This window comes from Azonexus hydrophilus DSM 23864 (genome assembly GCF_000429605.1).
Taxonomy (GTDB): Bacteria; Pseudomonadota; Gammaproteobacteria; order Burkholderiales; family Rhodocyclaceae; genus Azonexus; species Azonexus hydrophilus.
Map to the genome: position 1 here is coordinate 510961 of NZ_AUCE01000012.1, position 26788 is coordinate 537748.

A 26788-nucleotide genomic window follows, 5' to 3' on the forward strand; every position below is an offset into this window, starting at 1 on the left:
TCCCGTGGATTATCCACGTATTTTTTCGGTTTCGTCAAAGCATGATATTCGAGCGCACCGCAAGGCGTGAATTCGCTCAGGCAGCAGCTGGCATCAGCATTGTCCTGCTGGCCATTGTCACCTCCATCCAGTTGATCCGGCTCCTCAAGGATGCCGCCGGCGGTCATGTCGCACCCGAAGGGGTGGTGGCATTGCTGGGTTTTGCGCTGGTCAAGTTTTTGCCGATGCTGCTGACCCTGACGCTTTTCGTTTCAGTCCTGCTGCCTTTGACCAGAATGTACCGGGATTCGGAAATGGTTGTCTGGTTTGCCAGCGGCATGCCCTTGACCGACTGGCTCCGTCCGGTCTTGCGTTTTGCCTTGCCGCTGGTGGTGGTGATTGCAGTGCTTTCGCTTTCTTTGTCGCCATGGGCAAACCGAGTTCAGGGGGATTATCTTGCAGAGTTGTCAGCGCGCTCCGAGCTGACGACGATATCGCCAGGAGCCTTTACCGAGGTGCGCAATGGACGGCTGGTCTATTTTGTCGAGCGGCTTGATGGCGAGGTCGACAAGATCGGCAATGTTTTCATGGCCTCCATTCAGGAGGGGAAACTCGGCGTCGTGATGTCGGTGGGGGGGCGGCAGGAAACCCGTGAAAACGGTGATCGCTTTCTGGTTCTGGAAAATGGCCGGCGCTATGAAGTGGAGCCGGGTAGCGCGGCCTTCAAGATCATGGATTTTGAGCGTTATGCGGTGCGCAACTCGGGAGGTGAGGTGCGCAAGACGAGCATGTCGCCAAGCAGGATGTCTCTTGCAGAATTGCTTGAGCAGCCATCCGCCGAGAATCTGGGGGAGTTGATCTGGCGCCTGGCTATGCCGGTGTCGGCCTTGCTGCTGGCTGTAATGGCGCTGCCTCTGGCTTACGTCAATCCTCGCTCGGGGCGTTCCGCCAATCTGTTGATCGCGATTCTGGTTTATGCGATCTACAGTAACCTGATCCTGACCTGTCAGGCTTGGTTCATTGGCGGAAAGCTGCCGTTTCTGGTTGCCGTATTGTTGCCGCATGTCCTGATGTTGTTGCCGATGGTGGCTTTGTATTACGGACGGATGTCAGGTTTCAGGCTCAAGCGGGTGAATGCTGCTGGGGTAATGCGATGATCCATCGTCGTTATTTGATGCGCGAGGCGTTGAAGGCCGTTTTCCTGGTGTTGCTGGCCTTCGTCGTTCTGTTTGCCTTTTTCGATTTCATCGAAGAAGCCCGCAGCGTCGGCCAGGGGCGTTATGGCATCGGGGTTGCGTTGGGGTATGTGTTTTTCTCCATCCCCGGCCTGGCTTATGAGTTCATTCCTGTTGCCTGTCTGATCGGGACTTTGTATGCCCTGGCAACATTTGCCAGGCATTCCGAAATTGTCGTGCTGCGCGCTTCGGGCATGTCGATGGCGCAGTTGCTAGGGGTGTTCTACCGCGTTGCCGCGATCCTGGCCATCCTGACCTTCGTTCTGGGGGAGCTGGTGGTTCCGTTCAGCGGACGGATGGGGCAGGAATTGAAGTCACAGGCGATGAACAAGCCATTTGCCCAGCAAGGATTCCTGAGTGGGGTCTGGATCAAGGACGGGATGGAATTCATCAATTTCCGGCAGGCTGCCAGTGACAGTTTCCTTGAGCGGGTACGTATCTACCGGTTCGATAGCAGCGGAGCCTTGCAGTCGGTTCTCGATGCCCGTACGGCGACATTCGCCGATGACGGAAAGTGGGTGCTGGATGGTCTGGTCAAGACGACGATCAATGATGACGTCGCCCGGGTCGAGCACCAGGAGACAGATGTCTGGCAGTCGTCGATCACACCGCGCTTGTTGTCGTCGCTGATGGTGCTCCCGGAGCGAATGTCCCTGTACGACCTGTTTCGCTATACGCGACATCTGTCGGCAAACCGCCAGAACACCGAACGCTACGAAATCGCCATCTGGAAGAAGCTGTTCTACCCCTTGGCCTCGCTGGTCATGGTGACCCTGGCGCTGCCTTTCGGTTACGTACACGACCGGGTTGGTGGTGTCAGCCTGAAGATCTTCGCGGGGGTGATGCTGGGGATTGCCTTTTACGCCCTCAATGGCCTGTTCTCGAATCTCGGCGTGATCAACGCCTGGCCGCCGATGGCCAGTGCGGCAGCGCCGGCGGCGCTATTTTTCCTGGCGGCGGTTTCGCTGATCTGGTGGGTCGAGCGGCGCTGAGGTCGCTTCCCGGTCGATGCGCGTGCCGGCGATCCGGTCATGCAGGAACAGTCCCTCGCGGTCGAACAAAGCCCAGAAAATGCCGATGCCGAACAGCACAATGCTGGGCCAGGCGGCCATGTAGCGAAGGATGGCCTGCAGGGGGCGGAGCGGCATGCCGCTCTGGTCGACCACGCGCAGTTTCCAGGTTTTCATGGGCAGCGTCTGGCCGCCATGCAGCCAGCACCAGATGAAATAGGCGCCAAGCACCAGGAAGACATGCAGCCAGAGCAGTTTTCCGCCCGGGTTGAAGCCGAAGCCGGACAGGATGACCTGCGGGAACAGGAAGGTGGCGAGCAGGATGGCGAAGACGACGAGGCCTTCGTAGAGCATGGCGCCGAGGCGGCGGCCCAGACTGGATGGATCGTGAATCATGCGGTACAGCCGGCTTACTCGACGGAGGCGGCTGTCGCTTCCTCCGTTCCGGTTTCCGGTTCAGGTGGCGGGGCGAGAAGGATAGCCGATTTGTGGTTCTCGCGGACTCCTTGTCGTTTTTCCTCGGGCAGTTGCTTGTAGGCCGACCACTTTTTCTTGATCACTTCCTTCTCGTCCGTGGGCAGTCGATTGATCTCCAGGTAGTTCTCGCGCACCTTGGCTCGCTGCTCGGGCGTCATTTTTGCCCAGTCGTTCATCCGGGCCTGGAAACGCTGTTTTTCGGTTTCCGACATTGATGGATAGCGGGCGGCCGACGCCAGCCACTGCTTGCGCCTGACGTGTTCCATCGCACTCCATTCATCAGCCAGCGGCGCCAGTATCTTGCGCTGACTGGCCGGCAGTGCCTGCCATTCCGGTTGCGGCGCGGTGCCGATGATTGCTGTCGTCGGCGGTGCGGCATGGGCTGGAAACTGGCAGGCCAGCGCCAGGATCAGTCCTCGGATGAGTTGTCTTTGAGCCATTCAAGGAAATCCCTGTCGAGCAATACGTCCGGAGGCAGGTCGTCGGTCAGCAGTGCGCTGTCGATGGCCTCGATCTCGGCGACGTAGCGTTCGCTGTGCCAATGGAAAGCCAGCCACATGCCGAACAGTAGTGCGAGGATTGCCAGCAGCGAACGTCCGATGGCGGAAACTTCCTGTTTCCCCCCGATGGTCGGGCTGCCGGCCGGATAGCCGGCCAGCTCCGCCACCAGCTGGTGTTCGGGCTGTTTTTGCCGGTTCAGTGCCATGTGGCGAGCGGCTTCCAGGCGACGGGAAGCCGCCGGGGAGACGTCCCGCAAGCCATGATTCAGCACCTGCCTGATGCGATATGCCTGTCTTTCTACATTCATAAACTGATCCCCATTGCCGCCAGCGCTGCCGCCAGCGTGTGCGTTGCACGCGAGCAATGGGTCTTGACGCTTCCTTCGGAACATCCCATTGCATTTGCCGTCTCGGCGACATCCATTTCCTCCCAGTAACGCATGACAAAGGCTTCGCGTTGACGTGGCGGAAGTTTTTTTATTTCGTTTTCGATCACCGCCAGTGTCCTGCTTTGCAGCAGCTCGCTTTCCGGCGTTTTGGCGTTGCCCTGATCCTGGCCGGATTGCAGTGTGTCGAGCGGATCCTGTTCGTCGTCGTCCTGGCTGAAAACCGACAGCGCGGTGGTCCACAGGTTACGCACCTTGCTGCGCCGGAAATGGTCGCGGATGGTGTTCTGCAGGATGCGCTGGAACAGCATCGGAAATTCCTCGGCCGGCCGGTCGCCGTATTTCTCGGCGAGCTTCATCATCGCATCCTGGACGATGTCGAGGGCGGCTTCTTCTTCGCGTACCGCATAGAGCGCCTGCTTGAAGGCGCGGCGTTCCGAGGATTCGAGGAAGGTGGCGAGCTGGTGCGGCGAGGCCAGGATTGTTCTTTCGGCAAAAAGGCACGGATGCTGTTGTTTTTCAGGGGGTACCTTGACCACCGGGGGGCGTGTCGATTAAGGTTACGCCCTTTTCAGTCAACAGCTTTTTGGGCTTGCATATGATGATCAGCGGTGCGGAAATTGTAATCAGGTGCCTGCAGGAAGAAAAGGTCGATTGCGTGTTCGGATACCCTGGCGGTTCCGTGCTGCACATCTACGATGCCTTGTTCAAGCAGGACGACGTCAAGCATGTTCTGGTTCGCCATGAGCAAGCTGCCGTACACGCTGCCGACGCCTATTCCCGTTCTTCGCAACGCGTCGGCGTCGCGCTGGTGACTTCCGGTCCCGGTGTGACCAATACCGTGACCGGTATTGCCACAGCCTACATGGATTCGATCCCCATGGTCGTGCTGTGCGGCCAGGTGCCGACCCAGTACATCGGCCAGGATGCCTTCCAGGAGTGCGACACGGTCGGCATCACCCGCCCCTGCGTCAAGCACAACTTCCTGGTCAAGGACGTCAAGGATCTGGCGATCACCATCAAGAAGGCCTTCCACATTGCTGCGACCGGTCGTCCCGGCCCGGTGGTCGTTGACATCCCCAAGGACGTCACCGCGCAGATGTGCGAGTTCGACTACCCGAAGACGATCCAGATGCGTTCGTACAATCCGGTGGTCAAGGGTCACCTCGGCCAGATCAAGAAGGCCGTGCAGATGCTGCAGGAAGCCAAGCGGCCGATCATCTACACCGGCGGCGGCGTGATCCTGTCCGACGCGGCCGACAAGCTGACGCAACTGGCGAAGAAACTCGATTTCCCGGTCACCAACACGCTGATGGGCCTCGGCGGCTACCCCGCCACCGACCGTCAGTTCGTCGGCATGCTCGGCATGCATGGCACCTTCGAAGCCAACAACGCGATGCACTACGCCGATGTGATCCTGGCCGTCGGTGCCCGTTTCGACGACCGCGTGATCGGCAACCCGGAACACTTCAGCAGCGAGAAGCGCCGCGTCATCCACATCGACATCGATCCGTCGTCGATCTCCAAGCGCGTCAAGGTCGATGTGCCCATCGTCGGCAATGTTGCCGACGTGCTCGACGAAATGCTCAAGCTGCTCGACGGCGGCTGCAAGACCGATCCGGAAGTGGCCGACTGGTGGAAGCAGATCGACGAATGGCGCGGCCGCAAGTCGCTGGCTTATCGTCAGTCGAATCACATCATGCCGCAGTACGTGGTCGAGAAGCTCTACGAAGTGACCGGCGGCGACGCCTTCATCACGTCCGACGTCGGTCAGCACCAGATGTTCGCCGCGCAGTACTACAAGTTCGACAAGCCGCGGCGCTGGATCAATTCCGGCGGTCTGGGCACCATGGGCGTCGGCCTGCCTTACGGCATGGGCGTGCTGATGGCCAATCCGGATGCGCAGGTCGCCTGCGTCACCGGCGAGGGCTCGATCCAGATGTGTATCCAGGAAATGTCGACCTGCAAGCAGTACGGCCTGCCGGTCAAGATCATCAACCTGAACAACGGCATGCTCGGCATGGTCCGCCAGTGGCAGGAGATGTTCTACTCCAAGCGTTACTCGCAGTCCTACGTCACCTCGCTGCCCGACTTCGTCAAGCTGGCCGAGGCCTACGGCCACGTCGGCATGCGCATCGAGAAGCCGGAAGACGTCGAGCCGGCACTGCGCAAGGCCTTCACCGAGCACAAGGATGACCTGGTCTTCATGGACTTCATCATCGATCCGGGTGCCAACGTCTTCCCGATGGTCGCCGCCGGCAAGGGCCTGACCGAAATGATCCTGGCCGAAGAACTGTAAGCGGGTAAGGAAAACAACATGCGACACATCATTTCCATCCTGATCGAAAACGAAGCGGGCGCCCTGTCCCGCGTCGCCGGCCTGTTCTCGGCCCGCGGCTACAATATCGAATCGCTGACCGTGGCACCGACGGAAGATCCCTCGTTGTCGCGGATGACCATCCTGACCTCGGGCTCGGACGACGTGCTCGAACAGATCACCAAACAGCTCAACAAGCTGGTTGACGTGGTCAAGGTGGTCGACCTCTCCGAAGCTGCCCATGTCGAGCGCGAACTGATGCTGATCAAGGTTCGCGCCACCGGCAAGGATCGCGAGGAGATGAAGCGCATGGCCGACATCTTCCGCGGCCGCATCATCGATGTCACGGAATCGACCTATGTCATCGAACTCACCGGAGCCAGCACCAAGCTTGACTCCTTCATCGCCGGGCTCGATGCCGGCCTGATTCTCGAAACCGTCCGTACCGGTGTCTGTGGCATCGGTCGTGGCGATCGTATTCTCAAAGTCTGATTACTGTTTTTCTCAAGAGGGATTCATGAAAGTTTATTACGACAAGGACGCCGACCTCTCCCTGATCAAGGGCAAGAACGTCACCATCGTTGGCTACGGCTCGCAAGGCCACGCCCACGCCCAGAACCTGCGCGACTCCGGCGTCAACGTCACGGTCGGCCTGCGCAAGAGCGGTGCTTCCTGGGCCAAGGCCGAAGGCGCCGGTCTGAAGGTTGCCGAAGTCAAGGACGCCGTCGCTGCTGCCGACCTGGTCATGATCCTGCTGCCGGACGAGAACATTCCGGAAGTCTACAAGAACGACGTCGAGCCGAACATCAAGCAGGGCGCTACCCTGGCTTTCGCCCACGGCTTCAACGTGCATTACAACCAGGTCGTGCCGCGCGCCGACCTCGACGTGATCATGGTCGCCCCGAAGGGCCCGGGCCACACCGTTCGCTCCGAGTACCTGAAGGGCGGCGGCGTGCCGTCGCTGATCGCCATCTACCAGGACAAGTCCGGCAAGGCCAAGGACATCGCCCTGTCCTATGCAGCTGCCAACGGCGGCACCAAGGGTGGCGTGATCGAGACCAACTTCCGCGAAGAAACCGAAACCGACCTGTTCGGTGAGCAGGCTGTTCTGTGCGGCGGCGCCGTCGAGCTGGTCAAGATGGGCTTCGAGACCCTGGTCGAAGCCGGCTACGCGCCGGAAATGGCCTACTTCGAGTGCCTGCACGAACTGAAGCTGATCGTCGACCTGATGTACGAAGGCGGCATCGCCAACATGAACTATTCGATCTCGAACAACGCCGAGTACGGCGAGTACGTGACCGGTCCGGAAGTCATCAACGAGCAGTCGCGCGCCGCCATGCGCAACGCCCTGAAGCGCATCCAGACCGGCGAGTACGCCAAGATGTTCATCCTCGAAGGCCGTACCAACTACCCGAGCATGACGGCGCGTCGTCGCCTGAACGCCGTGCATCCGATCGAAACGGTCGGCGGCCAGCTGCGCGACATGATGCCGTGGATCAAGAAGAACAAGCTGGTCGATCAGTCCAAGAACTAATTGGATAGTCGCCGGCTCCACGGAGCGTCGTTGCTTGGGCTTGCCGTACTAACGTACTGTCTTCGCCCGCGCGCCTAGCTCCGTGTTCGCTTTGGCGCTTTGGGCGGTGTGGGAGACTGCACCGCCCAAGTTGTTTCTGGGCTGACACCTTCCGGGTGTATCCTTCAGCCGTTCCAGCTTTCCCTTGCTGCCCATGACCGAACTCAAACCCCGCAAAGCCCTGTTCAATCCGGAAGTCAAACGTCGCGGCATCTACTTGTTGCCGAACATGTTCACGACGGCGGCGTTGTTTGCCGGCTTCTTTGCCATCGTCCAGGCCATGCAGGGCGATTTCGAGAAGGCGGCGATGGCCATCTTCATCGCCATGGTCCTCGACGGCCTCGACGGCCGCGTGGCGCGGCTGACCAATACGCAGTCGGCCTTTGGTGCGGAATACGATTCGCTGTCCGACATGGTCAGCTTCGGCGCGGCGCCGGCGCTGGTCATCTACATGTGGGCACTGAACGATCTGGGGCGCATCGGCTGGATCGCTGCCTTCATCTACTGCGCCGGTGCAGCATTGCGGCTGGCGCGCTTCAATACCACGCTGGAAGTCATGGACAAGCGTTTCTTCCAGGGGCTGCCGTCGCCGGCAGCGGCTGCGCTGGTTGCCGGGCTGGTGTGGGTCAGCATCGTCGCCGAGGTTTCCGGGCACGACATCCGCTGGCTGGCCTGCGGCGTCACCGTGCTCGCTGGCGTGACCATGGTGTCCAACATCCGCTATTACAGCTTCAAGGACATCAACCTGAAGAAGAGCGTGCCTTTCTTTGCCATTGCCGCGATCGCGCTGGTCTTCGCGCTGATCGCCTACAGCCCGGAAATCGCACTGTTCGGCTTCTTCGTGGTCTATTGCCTGTCCGGTTATGTCCTGGCCCTGATCGGCCTGCTCAAGCGCAAGCCGGCCTGAGTTTGACGGAGTCATCATGAAACAACATCTGGTCATTTTCGATACCACCTTGCGCGACGGCGAGCAGAGCCCCGGCGCGTCGATGACGCGCGAGGAGAAGATCCGCGTCGCCCGCCAACTGGAAAAGATGCGCGTCGACGTCATCGAGGCCGGCTTTGCCGCCGCCTCGCCCGGCGATTTCGAATCGATCCAGGCGATCGCCCAGGCGATCAAGGATTCGACGGTCTGCTCGCTGGCGCGCGCCAGCGAGAACGACATCGCCCGCTCCGGCGAGGCGATTCGCCCGGCCAAGTCGGGCCGCATCCACACCTTCATCGCGACCAGTCCGATCCACATGGAGAAGAAGCTGCGCATGAGCCCCGATCAGGTGGTCGAGCAGGCGGTCAAGGCGATTGGCTGGGCGCGGCAATATACCGACGACGTCGAGTTCTCGGCGGAGGACGCCGGGCGTTCGGAAATCGACTTCCTGTGCCGCATCTTCGAGGCAGTGATCAAGGCTGGCGCGAAGACGATCAACGTGCCCGATACGGTCGGCTACAACATTCCCTCGCAGTACGCCGAAACCATGCGCCAGTTGATCGAGCGCGTGCCGAATTCCGACAAGGTGGTGTGGTCGGTGCACTGTCACAACGACCTCGGCCTGGCCGTGTCCAACTCGCTGGCCGCCGTGCTGGCCGGCGCCCGCCAGGTCGAATGCACGATCAATGGTCTCGGTGAGCGCGCCGGCAACGCTGCGCTGGAAGAAATCGTCATGGCCGTGCGCACCCGCGCCGACGTCTTCCCGGTCGAGACGCGGATCGACACGACGCAGATCGTCGCCGCTTCCAAGCTTGTCTCGCAGATCACCGGCTACCCGGTGCAGCCGAACAAGGCCGTCGTCGGTGCCAACGCCTTCGCGCACGAATCTGGCATCCACCAGGACGGCGTGCTCAAGCACCGCGAGACCTACGAGATCATGCGTGCCCAGGATGTCGGCTGGACGCAGAACAAGCTGGTGCTCGGCAAGCACTCCGGGCGCAATGCCTTCAAGTCCCGCTTACAGGAACTCGGCATCGAGCTGGACAGCGACGAGACCCTGAACGCCGCTTTCGCCCGCTTCAAGGAACTGGCCGACCGCAAGCACGAAATTTTCGACGAGGACCTGCATGCGCTGGTTTCCGACGAAGTCGTGACGCCGGAGCAGGAACACTACAAGCTGGTTTATTCGCGGGTCACCTCGGAAACCGGCGAGATGCCGCAGGCGACCGTCATCCTCAATGTCGGCGGCGTCGAGCACAAGGCCGAAGCCGGTGGTGGCGGCCCGGTCGATGCCACGTTCAAGGCCATCGAAAGCATCGCTGGTAGCGGTGCCGAGTTGCTGCTTTACTCGGTCAATGCGATCACCACCGGTACCGACGCCCAGGGCGAAGTGACCACGCGCCTCGCCAAGGGCGGTCGCATCGTCAACGGCAACGGCGCCGATACCGACATCGTCATCGCGTCGGCGCGCTCCTACCTGAATGCGCTGAACAAGCTCGAATCGACGCTCGACAAGGTGCGCGCCCAGGGCGACGACATCTGAGTCAGCGCGCCCTGGCAAAAAACCGCGTCACGACGACGCGGTTTTTTTTATCTCGGTATTTCGTGTCGCCCGGATGAACATCACCGCTGAGTAGAAGATGAGCACGGCGAGCACGGTTTCGCCGACAGCCAGCCATTGTGACAGGCCGTGCTCGCTGGTCGCCCGGGTCAGGCCTTCGAGCAGGTAGAGTTGGATCAGCAGCGACAGCCACTTGTAGGTGTAGCGCTTGCCGCGCAGGATGCCGAACAGCGGCGCCAGCAGGACGATGGCCTTGAGCGTCAGCCACGAACCGCCTGGGCGCAAGGGCGCCAGCCAGCCTTCCCAGGCCAGGCAGAGGAAGATCAGGGCGATCAGCGCGGCGCTGGTCAGGTTCTGGTAAAGGCGGGCGTTCATGATTTCCCCAGTTGGACGACCAGTCGGGCCAGGCGTTGCCCTTGGGCGAAAGCCAGCTGGCTTTCCGCTTCGGTCAGTGTCGGATCACCGTTGCCACCGGCGACATGGCTGGCCCCGTAGGGCGTGCCGCCGCTGCGCGTGGTCGATAATTCGGCTTCGGTATAGGGTAGCCCCATCAGCAGCATGCCGTGGTGCAGCAGCGGCAGCATCATGCTCAGCAGCGTGGCTTCGTTGCCGCCGTGCTGGCTGGCGCTGGAGGTGAACACGCAGGCCGGTTTGCCGGCCAGGCTGCCGTTCTGCCAGGTGGCGATGGTGCCGTCCCAGAAATACTTCATCGGCGCTGCCATGTTGCCGAAACGGACCGGGCTGCCCAGGGCCAGGCCGGCGCATTCCTCAAGGTCGCTGATTTCGACGTAAGGCGCGCCTGCGTCGGGAATGCCCGGGGCGCTGGCTTCGCAGACGGTGGAAACTCGGGGAACGGTACGCAGGCGAGCCTGGGCGCCGGGAACGGAATCGATGCCGCGGGCCAGCCGTTCGGCCAGGGCGCGGACCGAGCCGCGATGGCTGTAGTAAAGGACGAGTATGTCTTGCATGGGCCCGGATTATACGTCCAGGCGGCCAGCGGCCATCACTCCATGTCTTCGGGGCTGATCGGGAAAATTTCGACCGAACTGGTCTGCTCGTCGATGCCCGTGGTACGGACTTCGCGGACGGCGAAATTGTCCTGTTCGATCAGCAACACAATCTGGCGGCTGTCCTCGTTGAGTAGTCCGGGGCTGACAACCAGCGACTGATTCTTGCGCAGCGGTGGTGTCTCGGGAAGGATCAGTGCGTTGACCTGGGGGGCTTCGAGGTTCCACGGTTGGGCAATGCGCGCGGCGATGGCTCTGGGGGCCAGCAATTGCAGGCCGACCTCGACGTGTTCCGGATTTTCCGAGATGGCCCAGCGAATGATGCAGACGTGCCAGGCGTCGCCGTTGCCGGCTTCCTTCTGGGTCTGGATGGCAACGATGTCACCGACCCGCAACTGGGTGGTACTGCCCATCATGTGCATCAGGGCAAAGCCATCGGGGCTTTCGTTGGTCACCATCCATTCGCTGAGTTCCACGTCCTGGTCCGGATTCTCCAGTAGCTGGTGAAGACTTTCCAGGCCGGCGCAGAGTCGGGCGCGGTAGGACTGCCGACGGCGCGGGAACTTCCGTTTGGCGGGCAGTCCCCATAGCTTTTCCAGGCGCCGGAGAACACCCTGGCCGCTGTGGGTGCCGGCGAAGTCGGGGAGTTCGATTTGCCGGGGCGGGGTGCCGGTGTTCAGTCGTTGGCGGATGTCGCCAATTTCCCGGGCGAGTTCGGCGCAGGAGAAATACAGGGGCTGGATGTCGCTGCCCGGTGTGCGCCGGCTCAAGGCGTGGGCCGGGAAGTCTCGGTCGAGATCGATCCAGAAGCAGCTGTCGAGTGGTCCGCTGATATTTTCGCTGAGTACCGGTGCTTGCCCGCTTTGTTCGACGAGCGCGTTGATGAACTCGAGTTCGTCCGAAGAAAACGAAGCCGGCTGGGCAATCGCGGTCAGCAGGATGTTGGTGTACAGACGTTGGATGCTGGCCGATTCGCGTGGGCCGGGGTGGTGTTCGACGCCAAGGCGGCGGGCGGTGCGGAAGGCAGCATGCAGTTGCTGCCAGAGCCCGGGGCGGGGTGGGGCAGCAACCAGGTGGTGGATGCGGATTTGCCAGGCAATCGACAGCATGGCGCGGCGCAGTGAGGTCTGGGCACCATTGCCCAGGGTGTTGCCCTGCGGGTCGAACAGGGCGGCCAGGGTGTTGAAATAATCCTGGGTCAGCGTTTCCAGCAGTTCAAGGATCAGGCGGACGCGCTGGCGGATCTTGCGCGAGATCGGTAGCGACAACTCGTTCAGGCGTGGTAGTTCGCTGCGTACGACTTCCTCGGTGTGGGCGTAGAGGAGATCAAGCAATTTGATGCGTTGTGGTGTGGCAATCGGTGCTTCGCGGAGATAGAGCACCTGGCGCAGCAGTTCCTCGGTATCTTCCGCATTCGAACGGCCGTGAGCCAACGCCAGCCATTCAAGGATGCCCTTGATGCCGCCTTCGCCGGCCACCGGTGTGTCGTTTTGTGGTGTTTTTGCCATGATTTCTGCAAGGATAGCAAAAAAGGGCATTTCTCCCTATCTTGCTCCCTGTGGTCCAAGCTAGGGGGCTCGGTAATTGAGCGGGTCTTAAGTGGCTTGTTTTTTATCGATTTGCAGATATAATCTTGCGTCTTTTTCCCAGCTAACGAAAGTATTCCAATGGTTGTTATCCGTCTTGCCCGTGGCGGCGCCAAGAAGCGCCCGTTCTACAACATGGTTGTTACCGATTCCCGTAACCGTCGTGACGGCCGTTTCGTTGAGCGCATCGGCTTCTACAACCCGGTTGCCTCCGGCAATGCCGAAGCCCTGCGTATTTCCGCCGATCGTCTGGCCTACTGGCAGAACAACGGCGCCCAGCTGTCGCCGACGGTTGCCCGTCTGGTCAAGCAGCACGCTGCCCAGCAGGCTGCCTAAGCGGCTTTGCCCTTGTCCGGCAGCGAAATCGTCGTCCTGGGTCGGCTGGCCGATCCTTACGGGATTCGCGGCTGGCTGAGACTGCATCCTTTCGGGGATGATCCGCTGGCCTGGGCAGAGATGCCGGTCTGGTGGATCGGTCGCGAAGGCGGACCGTGGCGCGAAGTCGGGCTCAAGGGTCTGAAAGCGCATGGTGACGGGATTGTCGTCCTGCTGGACGAAGTCCCCGACCGGACGGCCGCCGAGGCGCTGAAGGGAACGCTGGTGGGCGCGCCGCGCGAGATGTTGCCGCCGCCTGCCGATGACGAGTTCTACTGGGGTGACCTGGTCGGTCTGGTGGTCGTCAATGAAGCAGACGAAACGCTCGGCACGGTTGCCGGGCTGATCGAAACCGGCGCCAACGATGTGTTGCGCGTGGTCGCCGAGGATGGCACCGAACGGCTGCTGCCTTTTGTCGAGGCGGTGGTGCTGACGGTGGAGAAGGAAGCAGGGCGCATTCGCGTTGCGTGGGGCAGCGACTGGTGATCCGGTTCGACTGCGTGACCATCTTTCCGGAGATGTTCGCCGCCGTGACGCAAAGCGGTATTACCCGACGGGCGCTGGAAGAAGGGCGCTGGGCCTGGCAAGGCTGGAATCCCAGGGATTTCGCCGAAAACGCCTGGCGTCGCGTCGATGATCGTCCCTTCGGCGGCGGACCGGGCATGCTGATGCAGCCGGGGCCGCTGGAGAAGGCGATTGCTGCAGCAAAGGCGCAGCAGCAGGCAGCGGGCCTGGCGAGCAGCCGGGTCATCTACCTGTCGCCGCAGGGGGCGCCGCTGACCCACGAACGGGTCATGCAGCTGGCCAGCGGCGAGGCGGGGCTGATCCTGCTGTGCGGCCGCTATGAAGGAATCGACGAGCGTCTGATCGAGCGCTGTGTCGATGAGGAAATTTCGATCGGGGATTTCGTGCTCTCCGGGGGCGAATTGCCGGCGATGGTGCTGATCGATGCCATTGTCCGCCAGTTGCCCGGTGTGCTCGGCGATGCCGCTTCGGCGGTGGAAGATTCGTTTGTCGGTGGTCTGCTGGATTGTCCGCACTACACCCGTCCCGAGGTTTACGAGGGAATGGCGGTGCCTGAAGTGCTGATCTCCGGCGATCACAAGAAAATTCGTCGCTGGCGACTCAAGCAGTCGCTGGCGCGGACCCGGAAGCGTCGCCCGGATTTGCTGGCGCACCGCAGTCTGACTGCGGAGGAAACGCAACTCCTCACGGAAATATCCGGAGAGGAGCAATGCGGTGAGTAATGTTTTATAAAAAGGATCTCACATGAACCTGATTCAACAGCTGGAACAAGAAGAAATCGCCCGCCTGGGCAAGACCATTCCTGATTTCGCACCGGGCGACACCGTTGTCGTTCAAGTGAAGGTCAAGGAAGGCAACCGCGAGCGTCTGCAGGCTTACGAAGGCGTCGTCATCGCCAAGCGTAACCGTGGCCTGAACTCGAACTTCATCGTCCGCAAGATTTCTTCGGGCGAAGGCGTCGAGCGTACCTTCCAGACCTATTCGCCGCTGGTCGCGTCGATCGAACTCAAGCGCCGCGGTGACGTCCGTCGCGCCAAGCTGTACTACCTCCGCGAGCGTTCGGGCAAGTCCGCACGCATCAAGGAAAAGCTGCCGGCGAAGAAGGCTTCTGCCTGATCGACGGTTTGCTGCAGGACACGAAAAGGGGCTTCGGCCCCTTTTTTTCGTCTACGGAAAATGCCGGGCAACAAAAAAGAGGCCGTAGCCTCTTTGGGGGAATCCGGGGCTGATCGGGGCAATCAGCCGTTTTTCTTGTCCCGCTCGATCAACGCATACGCCGAGTGGTTGTGGATCGATTCGAAATTCTCCGACTCGACGACGTAGGCGTCGATGCGCGGCTCGGCGTTGAGGCGGGCGGCGACGTCGCGGACCATGTCTTCGACGAACTTGGGGTTGTCGTAGGCGCGTTCGGTGACGTACTTCTCATCCGGGCGCTTGAGCAGGCCGTAGAGCTCGCAGGAAGCCTCGGCCTCGACCAGTTGCACCAGCTCCTCGATCCAGACGAAATCGTTGGTGCGGGCGGTGACGGTGACGTGCGAGCGCTGGTTGTGGGCGCCGCGTTCGGAAATCTTCTTCGAGCACGGGCACAGGCTGGTGACCGGGACGACGACCTTGGTCGAGGTGACGATTTCACCGTTCCTGATGTCGCCGATGAAGGTGACGTCATAGTCCATCAGGCTCTGCACGCCGGAGATCGGCGCCGTCTTGTTGATGAAGTAGGGGAAGTTCATCTCGATGTGGCCGGTTTCGGCCTCGAGCTTGACGATCATGTCCTGGAGCATGGCCGGGAAGTTCTCGACCGAGATCTCGCGTTCGTGGCTGTTGAGGATTTCCACGAAGCGCGACATGTGCGTGCCCTTGAAGTTGTGCGGCAGGCCGACGTACATGTTGAAAACGGCGATGGTGTGCTGGACGCCGGCGGCTTTGTCGCCGACCTTGACCGGGTGGCGGATCGACTTGATGCCGACCTTGTTGATGGCGATCTGGCGGGTGTCGGCGGAGTTCTGGACGTCAGGGATGCTGGTAGTGGTCATTGTGCTGTTCTGTCGGGTGATTGATTGGCCAGGCGTTCGCGCACGCTGCGCACGATGCCGTCCTTGTCGAGGCCGAGCTCGGCGAGGAGCTGACCCTGTTCGCCATGATCGATGAAACGATCCGGCAGGCCGAGACGCAGCACGGCCACGTTCAACCCGCGTTCGGCCAGCACCCGCTCGATTTCCGAGCCGGCGCCGCCAATCACGGCATTCTCTTCGATGCTGACGAGCAGCGAATGGTTCCCCGCCAGCTCGACAATCAGTTCGATGTCGAGCGGCTTGACGAAGCGCATGTTGGCGACCGTGGCGTCGAGCACCTCGCCGGCAGCTTCGGCGGCGGCGACCAGGCTGCCGAAGGCGAGCAGGGCGACGCCCTGGCCACGACGGCGGATTTCGCCCTTGCCCAGCGGCAGTGTGTCGAGCTCGCTCGACGGCAGCGTGCCGGTACCGCTGCCGCGTGGGTAACGGACCAGGCTGGGGCCGTCATGGGCGAAGGCGGTGGATAGCAGGCGCCGGCATTCGGCCTCGTCGGCCGGGGTCATCACCACCAGGTTCGGGATGCAGGCGGCGAAGGACAGGTCGAAAGTGCCGTGATGGGTCGGGCCGTCGGCGCCAACCAGGCCGCCCCGGTCGACGGCGAAGACGACCGGCAGGTTCTGCAGGGCGACGTCGTGGATCAACTGGTCGTAGGCGCGCTGCAGGAAGGTCGAGTAGATGGCGACGACCGGCTTCAGTCCTTCGCAGGCCAGCCCGGCGGCGAAGGTCACGGCGTGCTGCTCGGCGATGCCGACATCGTGGTAGCGGTCGGCGAATTCGCTGGCGAAGCGGACCATGCCGGAGCCTTCGCGCATCGCCGGGGTGATCGCCACCAGGCGCGAATCGGCGCGCGCCATGTCGCACAGCCAGTCACCGAAAACCTGAGTGTAGGTCAGCTTGCCGCCGCCCTTGCCGCTGGCGATGCCCTGGTCGGCGGAGAACTTGCCGACGCCGTGGTAGAGGATGGGGTCGCTCTCGGCCAGCTTGTAGCCCTGGCCCTTCTTGGTGATCACGTGCAGGAACTTCGGGCCCTTGAGCTGCTTGAGGTTCTCCAGCGTCGGGATCAGCGCGTCGAGGTCGTGGCCGTCGATCGGGCCGTAGTAATGGAAACCGAATTCCTCGAACAGCGTGCCCGGGGCGATCATGCCCTTGACGTGTTCTTCGGCGCGGCGCGCCAGTTCGAGCAGCGGTGGGGCGAAGCCGAGCATGTGCCGGCCGGCCTCGCGGGCGGCGTTGTAGGTCTTGCTCGAGGTCAGCCGGGTCAGGATGTTGTTCAGCGCGCCGACCGGCGGCGAGATCGACATTTCATTGTCGTTGAGGATGACCAGCATGTCGGTCTCGCCGACGCCGGCATTGTTCATGGCCTCGAAGGCCATGCCGGCCGACATCGCGCCGTCGCCGATGATGGCCACGACCTTGCGCGCCTCACCCTTGAGGCGGGCGGCGTGGGCCATGCCCAGGGCGGCCGAGATCGAGGTTGACGAGTGGCCGACGCCGAAGGTGTCGTATTCGCTCTCGCAGCGCTTGGGGAAACCGGCGATGCCGTGGCGCATGCGCAGTTTGTCCATGCCCTGGCGGCGACCGGTCAGGATCTTGTGCGGGTAGCACTGGTGGCCGACGTCCCATACCAGGCGGTCGGCCGGCGTATCGAAGACGGCGTGCAGCGCGATGGTCAGTTCGACGGTGCCAAGGTTGGACGACAGGTGGCCGCCGGTCTGCGACACCGATTCGATCAGGAATTCGCGCAGTTCGCCGGCAAGCTGGGGCAGTTGCTTGCGCTCCAGCCGACGCAGGTCGGCCGGGCTGTCGATGGTTTCCAGCAGCGGATGGCTCATGATCAGAATTGGCGGTGGCAGATGAAATCGGCCAGTTGGGTCAGGCGGCTGGCACGCTCGCCGAAGATGGACAGCGCCGACAGGGCTTCGGTTCGCAATTCCCCGGCGTAAGCGCGGGCGCGTTCGAGGCCGAGCAGGGCGACGTAGGTTGGCTTGTCGGCGGCTTCGTCCTTGCCGGCAGTCTTGCCGAGGGTGGCGGTGCTGGCGGTGCAGTCGAGGATGTCGTCGACGACCTGGAAAAGCAGGCCGGCGCGCTTGGCGAATCGGTCGAGGCCGGCGCGTTCGTCGGCCGACAGCGGCTGGCCGGTCAGGGCGCCAAGCAGTACGGCGGCACGGATCAGGGCGCCGGTCTTGAGCGCGTGCATCAGTTCGAGTTCGGCCTGTTCGAGCGGTTTGCCGACCGAGGCCAGGTCGATGGCCTGACCGCCGGCCATGCCGCGCGAGCCGCTGGCGTGGGCGAGCAGGGCGATCATTTCGAGCTGGCGCTCGCCGAGCGGCTGGCTGGCCAGCAGTTCGAAGGCCAGCGTCTGCAGGCTGTCGCCAACCAGCAGGGCGGTCGGTTCGTCGTATTCGACGTGGCAGGTCGGCCGGCCACGGCGCAGCACATCGTCGTCCATGCACGGCAGATCGTCGTGCACCAGCGAATAGGCGTGGATCAATTCGACCGCGCAGGCGACGACATCGAGTTTGTCCGCGCTGGCGCCGGTCAGCTCGCCGGCGGCGAAGGCGAGCAGTGGACGCACGCGCTTGCCGCCGCCAAGGGTGGCGTAGCGCATCGCCTCATGCAGGCGTTGCGGGATCATCTCGCCGGCCGGCAGGAAGCGGCTCAGGGCAGATTCGGTGCGCGCCTGGGTGGCGGCCATCCAGTCAGCAAAGGGAACGCTCACTGCGCCTCCAGGGTTTTGCGGTCGATTTCCCGCGCTTCACCGTTCTCGATGATGCGGATCTGTTCTTCGGCGCGTTCGAGTTGCGCCTGGCAGTGACGGATCAGCGCCATGCCGCGCTGGTGGGCGGCGATCGAGGCTTCGAGTTCGAGTTGGCCGCCTTCCATGCCGGAGACGATGGCCTCAAGTTCAGCCAGTGCGGTCTCGAATTTCAGGTCGGCGATCGACGTCGGATCCATGTCACACAGTCTTGGGGAAACGCGTGAAAATACTCCATCCGGGGTATTTCGGTCAAATTTCAGGATAAAATCAATATCCTTTTTAACCCGCTGGAGGCTTGGAATGTCCGACATGGCGACTTCGTCCCGGTTGGCCCCCGCAGTTTCCCAACTGCCGGTGGACTGGTACTTCGATGAACGGATTCACGCGCTGGAGAAGAAACTCATCTTCGATGCCGGTCCGGGCTATGTCGGTCACCAGCTGATGGTGCCGGAAGCGGGCGATTACCGGACGCAGGAATGGAAAGACCACGGCCAGATGCTGCTCAACGGCGGCGCGGTCGGGCCGAATGCCGGCATCTGGCAGATGTCCAACGTCTGCCGCCATCGCCAGGCGATCATGCTGCAAGGCTCGGGCAAGCTCGAAGGGCCGGTGGTCTGTCCGATCCACCGGTGGACCTACGAGCAATCCGGCGAACTGATCGGGGCACCGCACTTCCCGCAGAACCCCTGCCTGAACCTCGACAAGGTCAAGCTGGAAAACTGGAACGGCCTGCTGTTCAAGGGGCCGCGTTCGGCCAACGCCGACCTGGCCGGCATGACCACCGCGCGCGACCTCGACTTCTCCGGCTACAAGCTCGACCACGTCGAGATGCACGAGTGCAATTACAACTGGAAGACCTTCATCGAGGTCTATCTGGAGGACTACCACGTCGTGCCCTATCATCCGGGTCTGGGCAATTTCGTCACCTGCGACGACCTGAGCTGGCAGTTCGGCGACTGGTATTCGGTGCAGAAGGTCGGCATCACCTCGCTGCTCAAGGAATCCACCTCGGCTGTGTACAACCGCTGGCAGAAGGTCGTCCGCGAGTACTACGGCGATCGCGGGCAGACGCCGCCGCAAGGCGCGATCTGGCTGACCTATTACCCGAACATCATGGTCGAGTGGTATCCGCACGTGCTGGTCGTTTCGACGCTGATCCCGATGGGCGTGGACAAGACGATGAACGTCGTCGAGTTCTACTACCCCGAGGAAATCGTCGATTTCGAACGCGAGTTCATCGAGGCCGAACGCGCTGCCTACATGGAGACGGCGATCGAGGACGACGACATCGGCGAGCGCATGGACCGTGGCCGCAAGGCGCTGCTGGCTCAAGGTAAGAACGAGGTCGGCCCGTACCAGAGCCCGATGGAAGACGGCATGCAGCACTTCCACGAGTTCTACCGGCGGATCATGCAGAAGGACATCGAGGCCCGCTGAGTTCCCGTTGAATTCACGCTGCCGATGAGGGCGCCGGGGTAAAATCCGGCGCCCTTCGTATTTTCGAGTTCCCGCATGCAATCCCTGTGGATGATCGCCGCCAGCTTCCTGTTCGCCTGCATGGGCGTCTGCGTCAAGCTCGCCGCCGAAACCCACAACGCGGTGGAAATCACCTTCTGGCGCAGTGCCATCGCCCTGTTGCTGATGTACGGCCTGGTCCGCCTGCGCGGCGTTTCGCTGCGCACGCCGCACTGGCGCTGGCAGATCACGCGCGGGGTGGTCGGCTTCTCGGCGCTGTTTTCCTATTTCTATGCGATCACGCTGCTGCCGCTGGCGACGGCGGTGACCCTCAACTACACCTCGGCCATCTTCCTGGCGCTCTACCTGGTGCTGGCCGGCTGGCGCATGCGTACTGGCATGCTCGGCGCGCTGGCGATCGGCCTGGCCGGCGTCGTCCTGTTGCTCAAGCCGACCTTGCACGAAGATCAACTGGTCGGCGGCTTGATCGGCCTCGGTTCCGGCGTGCTCGCCGGCATGGCCTACTTCAGTGTGCGCGAACTCGGCGCACGTGGCGAACCGGAAACGCGCACCGTCTTCTACTTCTCGCTGGTGGCCACCGTCTGTTCCGCCGTCTGGCTGGCTTTCGGCGAAATCAACCCGGTCGATGCCGACAGCGGCCTGATCCTGTTCGGCGTCGCCGCTTTTGCCACGCTCGCCCAACTGGCCATGACCCGGGCCTATTCGCGCGGCAAGACGCTGATGTCGGCGGCGCTGGCCTACTCCACGGTGATCTTCTCCAGCCTCGCAGGCATGCTGTTCTGGGGCGAAGTCCTGCCGGCGTCGGCGTGGGCGGCGATCGGCCTGATCATCCTGTCGGGCATTGCGGCCACGCATTTTTCGCGTGCCAGCCCGGTGGAGCAGGATTAAACTGGACCCAGAACAACAAAGGAGCAAGACCATGATCGTCATCGACCATAAAGGCCACCGCGTCAATGTTTCCGTCTTCGGCGAGTTCACGCTGGCGGATTACCGGGAGTTCGAGGAAGTCGTCAATTACAAGATCAAGTTCGAGGGGCCGGTCGACCTGTTCTTCGATCTGACCAAGATGGGCACGCTGACGCTTGACGTGGCCTGGGAAGAGGTCAAGTTCTCGCGCGCCCACGCCAACGACTTCAACCGCGTGGCGGTTGTCACCGACAGCGAATGGGTGACCTGGAGCGCCTGGATTTCGCAGACCTTCGTCAATGCCGACGTGCAGGTCTTCGACGATGCGGCAGCCGCCGACGAGTGGCTGGAGAACGAGGCTTGAGTTTCGGCACGCTGGTTTCCGTCGCCCAGTTGCAGGCGCAACTGGGCAATCCCGACTGGTGCGTCGTCGACGTCCGCCATCAACTGGCCGACGTCGCCTATGGCGAACGGGTTTACGCCGAAGCCCACATTCCGGGCGCCCACTTCCTGCATTGCGACCGCGATCTGTCCGGGCCGATGAGCGGCCGCAATGGTCGTCACCCGCTGCCCGATCCGCAGGTGCTGGCCGCCCGTCTGGGCAGCATCGGCATCGGCCGGCAGACCCAGGTGGTGGTGTATGACGACGCCCAGGGCATGATCGCCGGCCGGCTGTGGTGGTTGCTGCGCTGGCTCGGCCACGACGCCGTGGCTGTGCTCGACGGCGGCTGGCAGGACTGGCTGGCGGCCGGCGCGGCAGTCGATGCTCAGCCGCCCGTGGCTAAGCCCCGGGAATTCACCCCGGTGACGCGCAATTTTGCCGTCGACGCGCAGTTCGTCCGCGGCATGCTGGATTCGCCGTCGATGCGCTTGGTCGATGGCCGGGCCAATGACCGCTTCCGTGGCGAAAACGAGACCATCGACCCGGTTGGCGGTCATATTCCCGGTGCGGTCAATCGTTTCTTCCGCGACAACCTTGCTGCCGACGGTCACTTCAAGCCGGCCGGCGAACTGGCCGCCGAGTGGCAGTCCCTGCTGGGCGGGCTTGCGCCCGAGCAGATGGTGCACTATTGCGGCTCTGGCGTTTCCGCCTGCCACAACCTGCTGGCCATGGAAATTGCCGGTCTGTCCGGCTCTCGGCTCTATGGCGGTTCGTGGAGCGAATGGTGCGCCGATCCGGAACGACCGGTCGCGCGCTGATCAATTTCCGCTGCTGAGGCGGGCGAGTGCCCAGTCCACGTGCTCGCGCACCAGTGCCGAGGCGTGCGTCGATCTTTCCTGCAGGGCGGCGATTGCCGCCGGGCTGGCCGGGCCGTTGCCCAGCGCCACGGCAATGTTGCGCAGCCAGCGTTCGTGGCCGATGCGGCGGATCGGGTTGCCGGCCAGGCGGTCGTTGAACTGCGTTTCGCTCCAGGCAAACAATTCGATCAGCGTGGCCGAGTCGAGGCCGTGGCGCGGGGAAAATTCCGGGTCGCCGAGCTGGGCGAAGCGGTTCCACGGGCAGCAGGTCTGGCAGTCGTCGCAGCCGTATATCCGGTTGCCGATCAGCGGCCGGAATTCCAGCGGAATGGCGCCGGCCAGTTCGATGGTCAGGTAGGAAATGCAGCGCCGGGCATCGACGACGTAGGGCTGGACGATGGCGCCGGTCGGGCAGGCGTCGAGGCAGGCGCGACAGGTGCCGCAGTGCTCGTCGACCGGCGCATCGGGCGCTAGCGGCAGGTCGCAGTAGATTTCGCCGAGAAAGCGCCACGAGCCCCGTTTCGACAACAGCAGCGTGTGCTTGCCGCGCCAGCCGAGGCCGGCCTGGCTGGCGTATTCGACCTCCATCACCGGCGCCGAGTCGGAGAACACGCGGTAGCCGAAGGGGCCGGCCAGTCCGGCGATGGCGTCGGCCAGTTTCTGCAGCCGGCTGCGCACCACCTTGTGGTAATCGCGGCCTTGGGCGTAGCGGGAAATGGCCGCCTGGCCGGGGGCGTCGGCCGTCCGGTCGTGCGGCAGGTAGTCGATGGCGGCGGAAATCACCGTGATCGTGCCGGCCTGCAGTTGCTGTGGCTGGGCGCGCAGTTCGAGGTGGCGCGCCATATAATCCATCTCCCCGTGCATGCCGGCGGCCAGCCATGCACGCAGCCGGTCGACGGCCGCGCCCGGTTCGGCGCGGGCCACGCCGATGTCGGCAAAACCCAGTTCCCGGCCGAGTTCGCGGATGCGCGCCTTGATGGCCGCGTGGTCCAGTTTGGAGTCCTGATCATGCATGGCACGGATGTTACCGCCCTTTTCGATTTGCCCGACGAAGCGGCGACGCAGGAACTCGGCAAAAATCTCGCGCAGACGCTGCTGCCCGGCCAGGTGATCTTTCTCGAAGGCGACCTCGGCGCCGGCAAAACCACGCTGGCGCGCGCCATGATCCGCGCCCTGGGGCACACCGGCCCGGTGAAGAGTCCGACCTACGCTTTGGTTGAAGTTTACGTAGTTTCGAGTTTATACTTGTATCACTTTGATTTTTATCGCTTCGAGTCACCAGAGGAGTTCCTCGATGCGGGGTTTGGCGAATACTTCAACGAAGCTTCCGTCTGTCTGGTCGAATGGCCTGACAAGGCAGTGGGCTGCGTGCCATCGCCGGACCTGCGCATACACTTGCGGCACGCCGGGTCCGCGCGTGTTGCAGAACTCGCAGCTTCGTCCGAAAGGGGGGCGTCATGCATAAGGACACTCGCCTCGATCCGCGCCGCCGGCAACTCCTGCGCTACGCCGGATCTGCCCTAGTTCTCTCGGTTACGCCGCTGGCGGGGATTGCCGCCAACCGTCCCAGCATCATCGCCGTGCGCATCTGGCCGGCCGAGGATTACACGCGGGTCACGCTGGAACACGACGCGCCGCTCAAGTTCACCCATTTCGCCGTTGAAAATCCGGATCGCCTGGTGGTTGACATCGAAGGTGTGGAATTCAACAGCGTCCTGGAAAGCCTGGCCGGCAAGGTCGCCGAGCACGATCCCTACATCAAGCTGCTGCGTGCAGGGCGCTTCAAGCCCGGCGTCGTCCGTCTGGTCATGGAGTTGAAGACCAAGGTCAAGCCGCAGGTCTTTTCGCTGGCGCCGGTTGCCGAATACGGTCACCGTCTGGTGCTCGATGTCTATCCGGAAAATCCGGCCGATCCCTTGATGGCGCTGTTGCAGGGCCGGCAGGATGCGGTCGAGCCGCTGCGCCTGGACGAAGAGCTGGCCAGTCGCCAGCCGGAACCGGCGAAGCCGCAGTCGGCGGCGCGTTCCGGCAAGCCGGCGGTCAACCGGTTGGTCACCATCATGCTCGATCCCGGTCACGGCGGCGAAGATCCCGGCGCGGTCGGCAAGCGCGGGACCTATGAAAAGAACGTGACGCTGGCGATTGCGCAGCGCCTGAAAAAACGCATCGATGCCGAGCCGAACATGCGCGCGGTGCTGACCCGCGACGGCGATTTCTTCGTCCCGCTGCATGTTCGTGTGCAGAAGGCGCGGCGCATCCAGGCCGACCTCTTCCTGTCGATTCACGCCGATGCCTGGATCAAGCCGGATGCCCGCGGGTCGTCGGTTTATGTGCTGTCCGAGCAGGGGGCAACGAGCACGCAGGCTCGCCTGCTGGCGCAGAAGGAAAACAACGCCGACCTGATCGGCGGGGTCAATCTGGCCAAGACCAAGGATGTTTTCCTGGCCCGCACGCTGCTTGACCTGTCGCAGACGGCAACGATCAACGACAGTCTGAAGCTGGGCAAATACCTGCTCGGCGAACTGGGCTCGATCAATCGCCTGCACAAGGCGCATGTCGAACAGGCCGGATTTGCCGTGCTCAAGGCGCCGGATATTCCGTCGGCGCTGATCGAGACGGCGTTCATCTCCAATCCGGAAGAGGAATTGCGGTTGAAGGACGAGGCTTATCAGGAACAGATGGCCGATGCCCTGATGCGCGGCATCCGTCAGTATTTCATCAAGCATCCGCCGGGGCCAAAGGCCGGCAGCGGCCGCGCCAGCTGATCGCCAGCCCGCGTCAGAACAGCTCGACTTCGCCCTTGGCGATTTCGCGAGCGGCGAGCCGGCCGTCGGTAATCAACTGTTCGTAGCAGGCCACCTGGTTGCGACCGTTGCGCTTGGCGTAGTAGAGCGCTTCGTCGGCGCGTTCGATGACGTCGGTCGGCGTGTCGCAGCTGAGTAGCTGGCTGAAGCCGATGCTGACGGTGACATGCCCGACCCGGCTGAAAACGGATTTTTCCACGTCGCTGCGGAAGCGGTCCAGTGTTGCCTGCGCCGAAGCACGGTCGGTCGGCTGCAGCAGCGCGATGAATTCCTCGCCGCCAAAGCGGAACAACTGGTCGTCGAAACGGAAACTTTGACGCATCACCTGTGACAGCATGATCAGCACTTCGTCGCCGATCAGGTGGCCAAAGTTGTCGTTGATGTGCTTGAAATGGTCGATGTCGCAGACGGCCAGCCAGTGGTTGCTGTCCGGCGCCAGCGTGCGGCGGGCGAATTGGTGTTCATTGCCGAGCAGTTCGTCGGAAGCGGCCTGGCCGAGCAGCTCGAACAGATGCTTGTCGAAAGTCTTGCGACTGGCCAGTCCGGTCAGCGTATCGGCCTCGCCGTAATCGAGCAGGGCGATATGGTTGCCGAAGTACTCGATCAGGCCCATCAGCGTGACGCGGCGGTCAGCCGAGAACTCGTCCGAGAGGACCAGATCGATGAAATAGATTGGTTCGTCCAGGCGCAGTACCGGGAAAATGATGCGGTGCGAACCGTCTTCCTGGTAGTCGAGCACGGCCGACAATTCCTTGCGGCATTGGCGGAGCAGCGGATCGCGATCAATCGGCTGGCAGAAATGATGATCGGGCAGGTAGGCGTTGCGCAGGAACTGGCCTTGTGGACCGTAGCCGGCACAGGCGAAGACGATGGTCTTGCGTTTGCCGGTGTAGCAGCGATAGATGGTCAGGCGTTCGGGCGCGAACAGATCCATCAAGGCATCGACCATGGCGGAATTGATTTCGGTGCGGTCGCGCCGCGCAGAAATCCTTACGACATGGTTGATCAATCCCAGCATGTTTAACAACGCGCAAAAATGGTCGCCCGATTATAGCCACTGCCGGCTTGCCAAGGGGCTGTTTTTTCGTGGATTTACCCGGAAAACCGGGCTGGCCCGGTATAATCGCGCTTTTTTGCAGCAGCATCCGATGCGCGTTTTTCGCGGTTATTCCCGTCCTGTTCCGGCTCCCGTTGCACTGGCCATCGGCAATTTCGATGGCGTGCATCTTGGGCACGCCGCGCTGATCGGCCGGCTGGTCGACATCGCCGGCCAGCGCGGGGTGGTGCCGACGGTGCTCAGCTTCGAGCCGCATCCGCGCGAATTCTTCGCGCCCGACTCGGCGCCGGCCCGGCTCAGCACCTTCCGCGAAAAGCTTGAACTACTGGCCGACAGCGGCGTTGCCCAGGCGATGATCTGTCCGTTCAACCGGGCTTTTGCTGCGCTGAGCGCCGAACAGTTCATCGAAGCGGTGCTGGTTCGCGGGCTCCAGGTCAGGCATGTGGTGATCGGTGACGATTTCCGCTTCGGCAAGGGGCGGCTTGGTGATTTTGCCTTGCTGCAGGCGGCTGGTGAACGCCACGGTTTCACCGTCGAGGCGATGGGCAGCGTTGTTGTCGATGGTGAGCGCGTCTCCAGTTCCGGCGTGCGCCGGGCGCTGGCCGATGGTGACATGACGCATGCGGCGAAGCTGCTCGGGCGCCCTTACATGATGGACGGCCAGGTCGTGCACGGCCAGAAGCTCGGCCGCCAGCTCGGTTTTGCCACGGCTAACTTGCGCATCAAGCACAACCCGCTGCCGATGACCGGCGTCTTCGCCGTCGAGGTTGCCGGCCTTGGCGAGCAAGCCTTGCCCGGTGTCGCCAACCTTGGCGTTCGGCCGACCGTCGGCGGTACGCGGCCGCTGCTGGAAGTGCATCTGTTCGATTTCGACCGCGACATCTACGGCGCCCACATTTCGGTGCGTTTCGTGCACAAGCTGCGCGACGAGCAACGTTTTCCCAATTTCGACGCCCTCAAGGCGCAGATCGCGGCCGATGCCGCGGCGGCGCGGGCCTTCTTCAAGCGGTGAGCAAGCAA

The 26788-nt window shown here is 62.5% G+C and carries 31 protein-coding genes; 18 read left to right on the plus strand and 13 right to left on the minus strand.

Going from position 1 to position 26788, the window contains the following annotated elements; genetic code table 11:
• Positions 1-41: 41 nt before the first annotated feature.
• Both lptF and lptG read left to right on the plus strand, forming a co-directional pair.
• Positions 42-1136: an LPS export ABC transporter permease LptF gene (gene lptF, locus G471_RS0106625; RefSeq protein ID WP_028994659.1), complete on the plus strand. Its 1095-nt coding sequence runs from the start codon at positions 42-44 to the stop codon at positions 1134-1136.
• Positions 1133-2206 (plus strand): LPS export ABC transporter permease LptG, encoded by a 1074-nt coding sequence (gene lptG, locus G471_RS0106630; RefSeq protein ID WP_028994660.1) that lies wholly within the window; start codon positions 1133-1135, stop codon positions 2204-2206. The genes lptF and lptG overlap by 4 nt, the downstream gene beginning before the upstream one ends.
• Here the strand turns inward: lptG and G471_RS16885 are convergent.
• The 4 genes from G471_RS16885 to G471_RS0106650 are packed head-to-tail and all read right to left on the minus strand — an operon-like array spanning position 2156 to position 4126.
• Entirely contained in the window at positions 2156-2620 is a 465-nt protein-coding gene (locus tag G471_RS16885) for an RDD family protein (protein WP_081700131.1), read from the minus strand. The genes lptG and G471_RS16885 overlap by 51 nt on opposite strands.
• A gap of 14 nt (positions 2621-2634) precedes the next feature.
• On the minus strand, positions 2635-3141 hold the full coding sequence (locus tag G471_RS16890) for a DUF3106 domain-containing protein (RefSeq protein ID WP_081700132.1): 507 nt from the start codon (positions 3139-3141) through the stop codon (positions 2635-2637).
• On the minus strand, positions 3111-3509 hold the full coding sequence (locus G471_RS18660) for a DUF3619 family protein (RefSeq protein ID WP_157272458.1): 399 nt from the start codon (positions 3507-3509) through the stop codon (positions 3111-3113). Before G471_RS18660 ends, G471_RS16890 begins: the two co-directional genes overlap by 31 nt.
• Positions 3506-4126 carry an RNA polymerase sigma factor gene (locus G471_RS0106650; protein WP_245580514.1) on the minus strand — a complete coding sequence of 207 codons (621 nt, stop codon included), beginning with the start codon at positions 4124-4126 and terminating at the stop codon, positions 3506-3508. The genes G471_RS18660 and G471_RS0106650 overlap by 4 nt, the downstream gene beginning before the upstream one ends.
• Positions 4127-4185: 59 nt before the next feature.
• Between G471_RS0106650 and ilvB the strand changes: the two genes are divergently transcribed.
• From ilvB to G471_RS0106675, 5 genes are all read left to right on the plus strand, one after another.
• Positions 4186-5886, plus strand: a complete 1701-nt coding sequence (ilvB, locus tag G471_RS0106655) for a biosynthetic-type acetolactate synthase large subunit (RefSeq protein WP_028994662.1) — start codon at positions 4186-4188, stop codon at positions 5884-5886.
• 18 nt (positions 5887-5904) lie between these two features.
• Entirely contained in the window at positions 5905-6396 is a 492-nt protein-coding gene (gene ilvN, locus G471_RS0106660; protein WP_028994663.1) for an acetolactate synthase small subunit, read from the plus strand.
• Positions 6397-6421: 25 nt separating this feature from the next.
• Positions 6422-7438 (plus strand): ketol-acid reductoisomerase, encoded by a 1017-nt coding sequence (gene ilvC, locus G471_RS0106665; protein WP_028994664.1) that lies wholly within the window; start codon positions 6422-6424, stop codon positions 7436-7438.
• A gap of 193 nt (positions 7439-7631) precedes the next feature.
• Positions 7632-8384 carry a CDP-diacylglycerol--serine O-phosphatidyltransferase gene (gene pssA / locus G471_RS0106670; RefSeq protein WP_028994665.1) on the plus strand — a complete coding sequence of 251 codons (753 nt, stop codon included), beginning with the start codon at positions 7632-7634 and terminating at the stop codon, positions 8382-8384.
• A 16-nt stretch (positions 8385-8400) separates the two neighbouring features.
• Positions 8401-9945 (plus strand): 2-isopropylmalate synthase, encoded by a 1545-nt coding sequence (locus G471_RS0106675; RefSeq protein WP_028994666.1) that lies wholly within the window; start codon positions 8401-8403, stop codon positions 9943-9945.
• A 27-nt stretch (positions 9946-9972) separates the two neighbouring features.
• On the opposite strand, the gene G471_RS0106680 is transcribed toward G471_RS0106675, so the two are convergent.
• Genes G471_RS0106680 through G471_RS0106690 form a run of 3 tightly spaced genes read right to left on the minus strand, consistent with a single transcriptional unit; the run spans position 9973 to position 12478 of the window.
• Positions 9973-10338, minus strand: coding sequence for a DUF2069 domain-containing protein (locus G471_RS0106680; protein ID WP_028994667.1), 366 nt, complete (start codon positions 10336-10338; stop codon positions 9973-9975).
• Positions 10335-10931 (minus strand): NAD(P)H:quinone oxidoreductase, encoded by a 597-nt coding sequence (gene wrbA, locus G471_RS0106685; protein ID WP_028994668.1) that lies wholly within the window; start codon positions 10929-10931, stop codon positions 10335-10337. The genes G471_RS0106680 and wrbA overlap by 4 nt, the downstream gene beginning before the upstream one ends.
• 35 nt (positions 10932-10966) lie before the next feature.
• Positions 10967-12478 carry a hypothetical protein gene (locus G471_RS0106690; RefSeq protein ID WP_043420962.1) on the minus strand — a complete coding sequence of 504 codons (1512 nt, stop codon included), beginning with the start codon at positions 12476-12478 and terminating at the stop codon, positions 10967-10969.
• A 159-nt stretch (positions 12479-12637) separates the two neighbouring features.
• Between G471_RS0106690 and rpsP the strand changes: the two genes are divergently transcribed.
• The 4 genes from rpsP to rplS are packed head-to-tail and all read left to right on the plus strand — an operon-like array spanning position 12638 to position 14572.
• Complete coding sequence (gene rpsP, locus G471_RS0106695; RefSeq protein ID WP_028994670.1) at positions 12638-12892, plus strand: 30S ribosomal protein S16; 255 nt, start codon at positions 12638-12640, stop codon at positions 12890-12892.
• A gap of 12 nt (positions 12893-12904) precedes the next feature.
• Positions 12905-13417: a ribosome maturation factor RimM gene (gene rimM, locus G471_RS0106700; protein WP_245580515.1), complete on the plus strand. Its 513-nt coding sequence runs from the start codon at positions 12905-12907 to the stop codon at positions 13415-13417.
• Positions 13414-14178, plus strand: a complete 765-nt coding sequence (gene trmD, locus G471_RS0106705) for a tRNA (guanosine(37)-N1)-methyltransferase TrmD (protein ID WP_211226394.1) — start codon at positions 13414-13416, stop codon at positions 14176-14178. The genes rimM and trmD overlap by 4 nt, the downstream gene beginning before the upstream one ends.
• Before the next feature lie 22 nt (positions 14179-14200).
• Entirely contained in the window at positions 14201-14572 is a 372-nt protein-coding gene (gene rplS, locus G471_RS0106710) for a 50S ribosomal protein L19 (protein WP_028994673.1), read from the plus strand.
• Between the two features lie 122 nt (positions 14573-14694).
• On the opposite strand, the gene folE2 is transcribed toward rplS, so the two are convergent.
• Genes folE2 through xseB form a run of 4 tightly spaced genes read right to left on the minus strand, consistent with a single transcriptional unit; the run spans position 14695 to position 18483 of the window.
• A complete protein-coding gene (gene folE2 / locus G471_RS0106715) occupies positions 14695-15489 on the minus strand; it encodes a GTP cyclohydrolase FolE2 (protein ID WP_028994674.1) in 795 nt (264 codons plus the stop codon).
• Positions 15486-17360, minus strand: a complete 1875-nt coding sequence (gene dxs, locus G471_RS0106720; RefSeq protein ID WP_043420964.1) for a 1-deoxy-D-xylulose-5-phosphate synthase — start codon at positions 17358-17360, stop codon at positions 15486-15488. Before dxs ends, folE2 begins: the two co-directional genes overlap by 4 nt.
• Before the next feature lie 2 nt (positions 17361-17362).
• Positions 17363-18223: a polyprenyl synthetase family protein gene (locus G471_RS0106725; protein ID WP_051295318.1), complete on the minus strand. Its 861-nt coding sequence runs from the start codon at positions 18221-18223 to the stop codon at positions 17363-17365.
• 20 nt (positions 18224-18243) lie between these two features.
• Positions 18244-18483, minus strand: a complete 240-nt coding sequence (xseB, locus tag G471_RS0106730; protein WP_028994676.1) for an exodeoxyribonuclease VII small subunit — start codon at positions 18481-18483, stop codon at positions 18244-18246.
• Between the two features lie 103 nt (positions 18484-18586).
• On the opposite strand from xseB, the gene G471_RS0106735 reads away from it, so the two are divergent.
• From G471_RS0106735 to G471_RS0106750, 4 genes are all read left to right on the plus strand, one after another.
• Positions 18587-19723, plus strand: a complete 1137-nt coding sequence (locus tag G471_RS0106735; protein ID WP_028994677.1) for an aromatic ring-hydroxylating oxygenase subunit alpha — start codon at positions 18587-18589, stop codon at positions 19721-19723.
• A gap of 75 nt (positions 19724-19798) precedes the next feature.
• On the plus strand, positions 19799-20650 hold the full coding sequence (locus G471_RS0106740) for a DMT family transporter (RefSeq protein WP_028994678.1): 852 nt from the start codon (positions 19799-19801) through the stop codon (positions 20648-20650).
• A gap of 31 nt (positions 20651-20681) precedes the next feature.
• The gene (locus G471_RS0106745; protein WP_028994679.1) at positions 20682-21032 is read left to right on the plus strand and encodes a SpoIIAA family protein; all 351 of its coding nucleotides are present in this window, start codon (positions 20682-20684) and stop codon (positions 21030-21032) included.
• Positions 21029-21868, plus strand: a complete 840-nt coding sequence (locus tag G471_RS0106750) for a sulfurtransferase (protein ID WP_028994680.1) — start codon at positions 21029-21031, stop codon at positions 21866-21868. The genes G471_RS0106745 and G471_RS0106750 overlap by 4 nt, the downstream gene beginning before the upstream one ends.
• Here the strand turns inward: G471_RS0106750 and queG are convergent, their stop codons facing one another.
• The gene (gene queG, locus G471_RS0106755) at positions 21869-22921 is read right to left on the minus strand and encodes a tRNA epoxyqueuosine(34) reductase QueG (protein ID WP_028994681.1); all 1053 of its coding nucleotides are present in this window, start codon (positions 22919-22921) and stop codon (positions 21869-21871) included. It lies immediately after the preceding gene.
• Here queG and tsaE point away from each other — a divergent pair.
• Positions 22916-23431, plus strand: coding sequence for a tRNA (adenosine(37)-N6)-threonylcarbamoyltransferase complex ATPase subunit type 1 TsaE (gene tsaE, locus G471_RS18665; protein WP_081700150.1), 516 nt, complete (start codon positions 22916-22918; stop codon positions 23429-23431). The genes queG and tsaE overlap by 6 nt on opposite strands.
• Positions 23365-24672: an N-acetylmuramoyl-L-alanine amidase gene (locus G471_RS0106760; RefSeq protein ID WP_028994682.1), complete on the plus strand. Its 1308-nt coding sequence runs from the start codon at positions 23365-23367 to the stop codon at positions 24670-24672. The genes tsaE and G471_RS0106760 overlap by 67 nt, the downstream gene beginning before the upstream one ends.
• A 13-nt stretch (positions 24673-24685) precedes the next feature.
• Here G471_RS0106760 and G471_RS16900 read toward each other — a convergent pair whose 3' ends face one another.
• Entirely contained in the window at positions 24686-25729 is a 1044-nt protein-coding gene (locus G471_RS16900) for a GGDEF domain-containing protein (RefSeq protein WP_051295319.1), read from the minus strand.
• A 130-nt stretch (positions 25730-25859) separates the two neighbouring features.
• Here G471_RS16900 and G471_RS0106770 point away from each other — a divergent pair, with 130 nt between their 5' ends.
• Positions 25860-26780: a bifunctional riboflavin kinase/FAD synthetase gene (locus G471_RS0106770; protein WP_028994683.1), complete on the plus strand. Its 921-nt coding sequence runs from the start codon at positions 25860-25862 to the stop codon at positions 26778-26780.
• Positions 26781-26788: the final 8 nt, after the last annotated feature.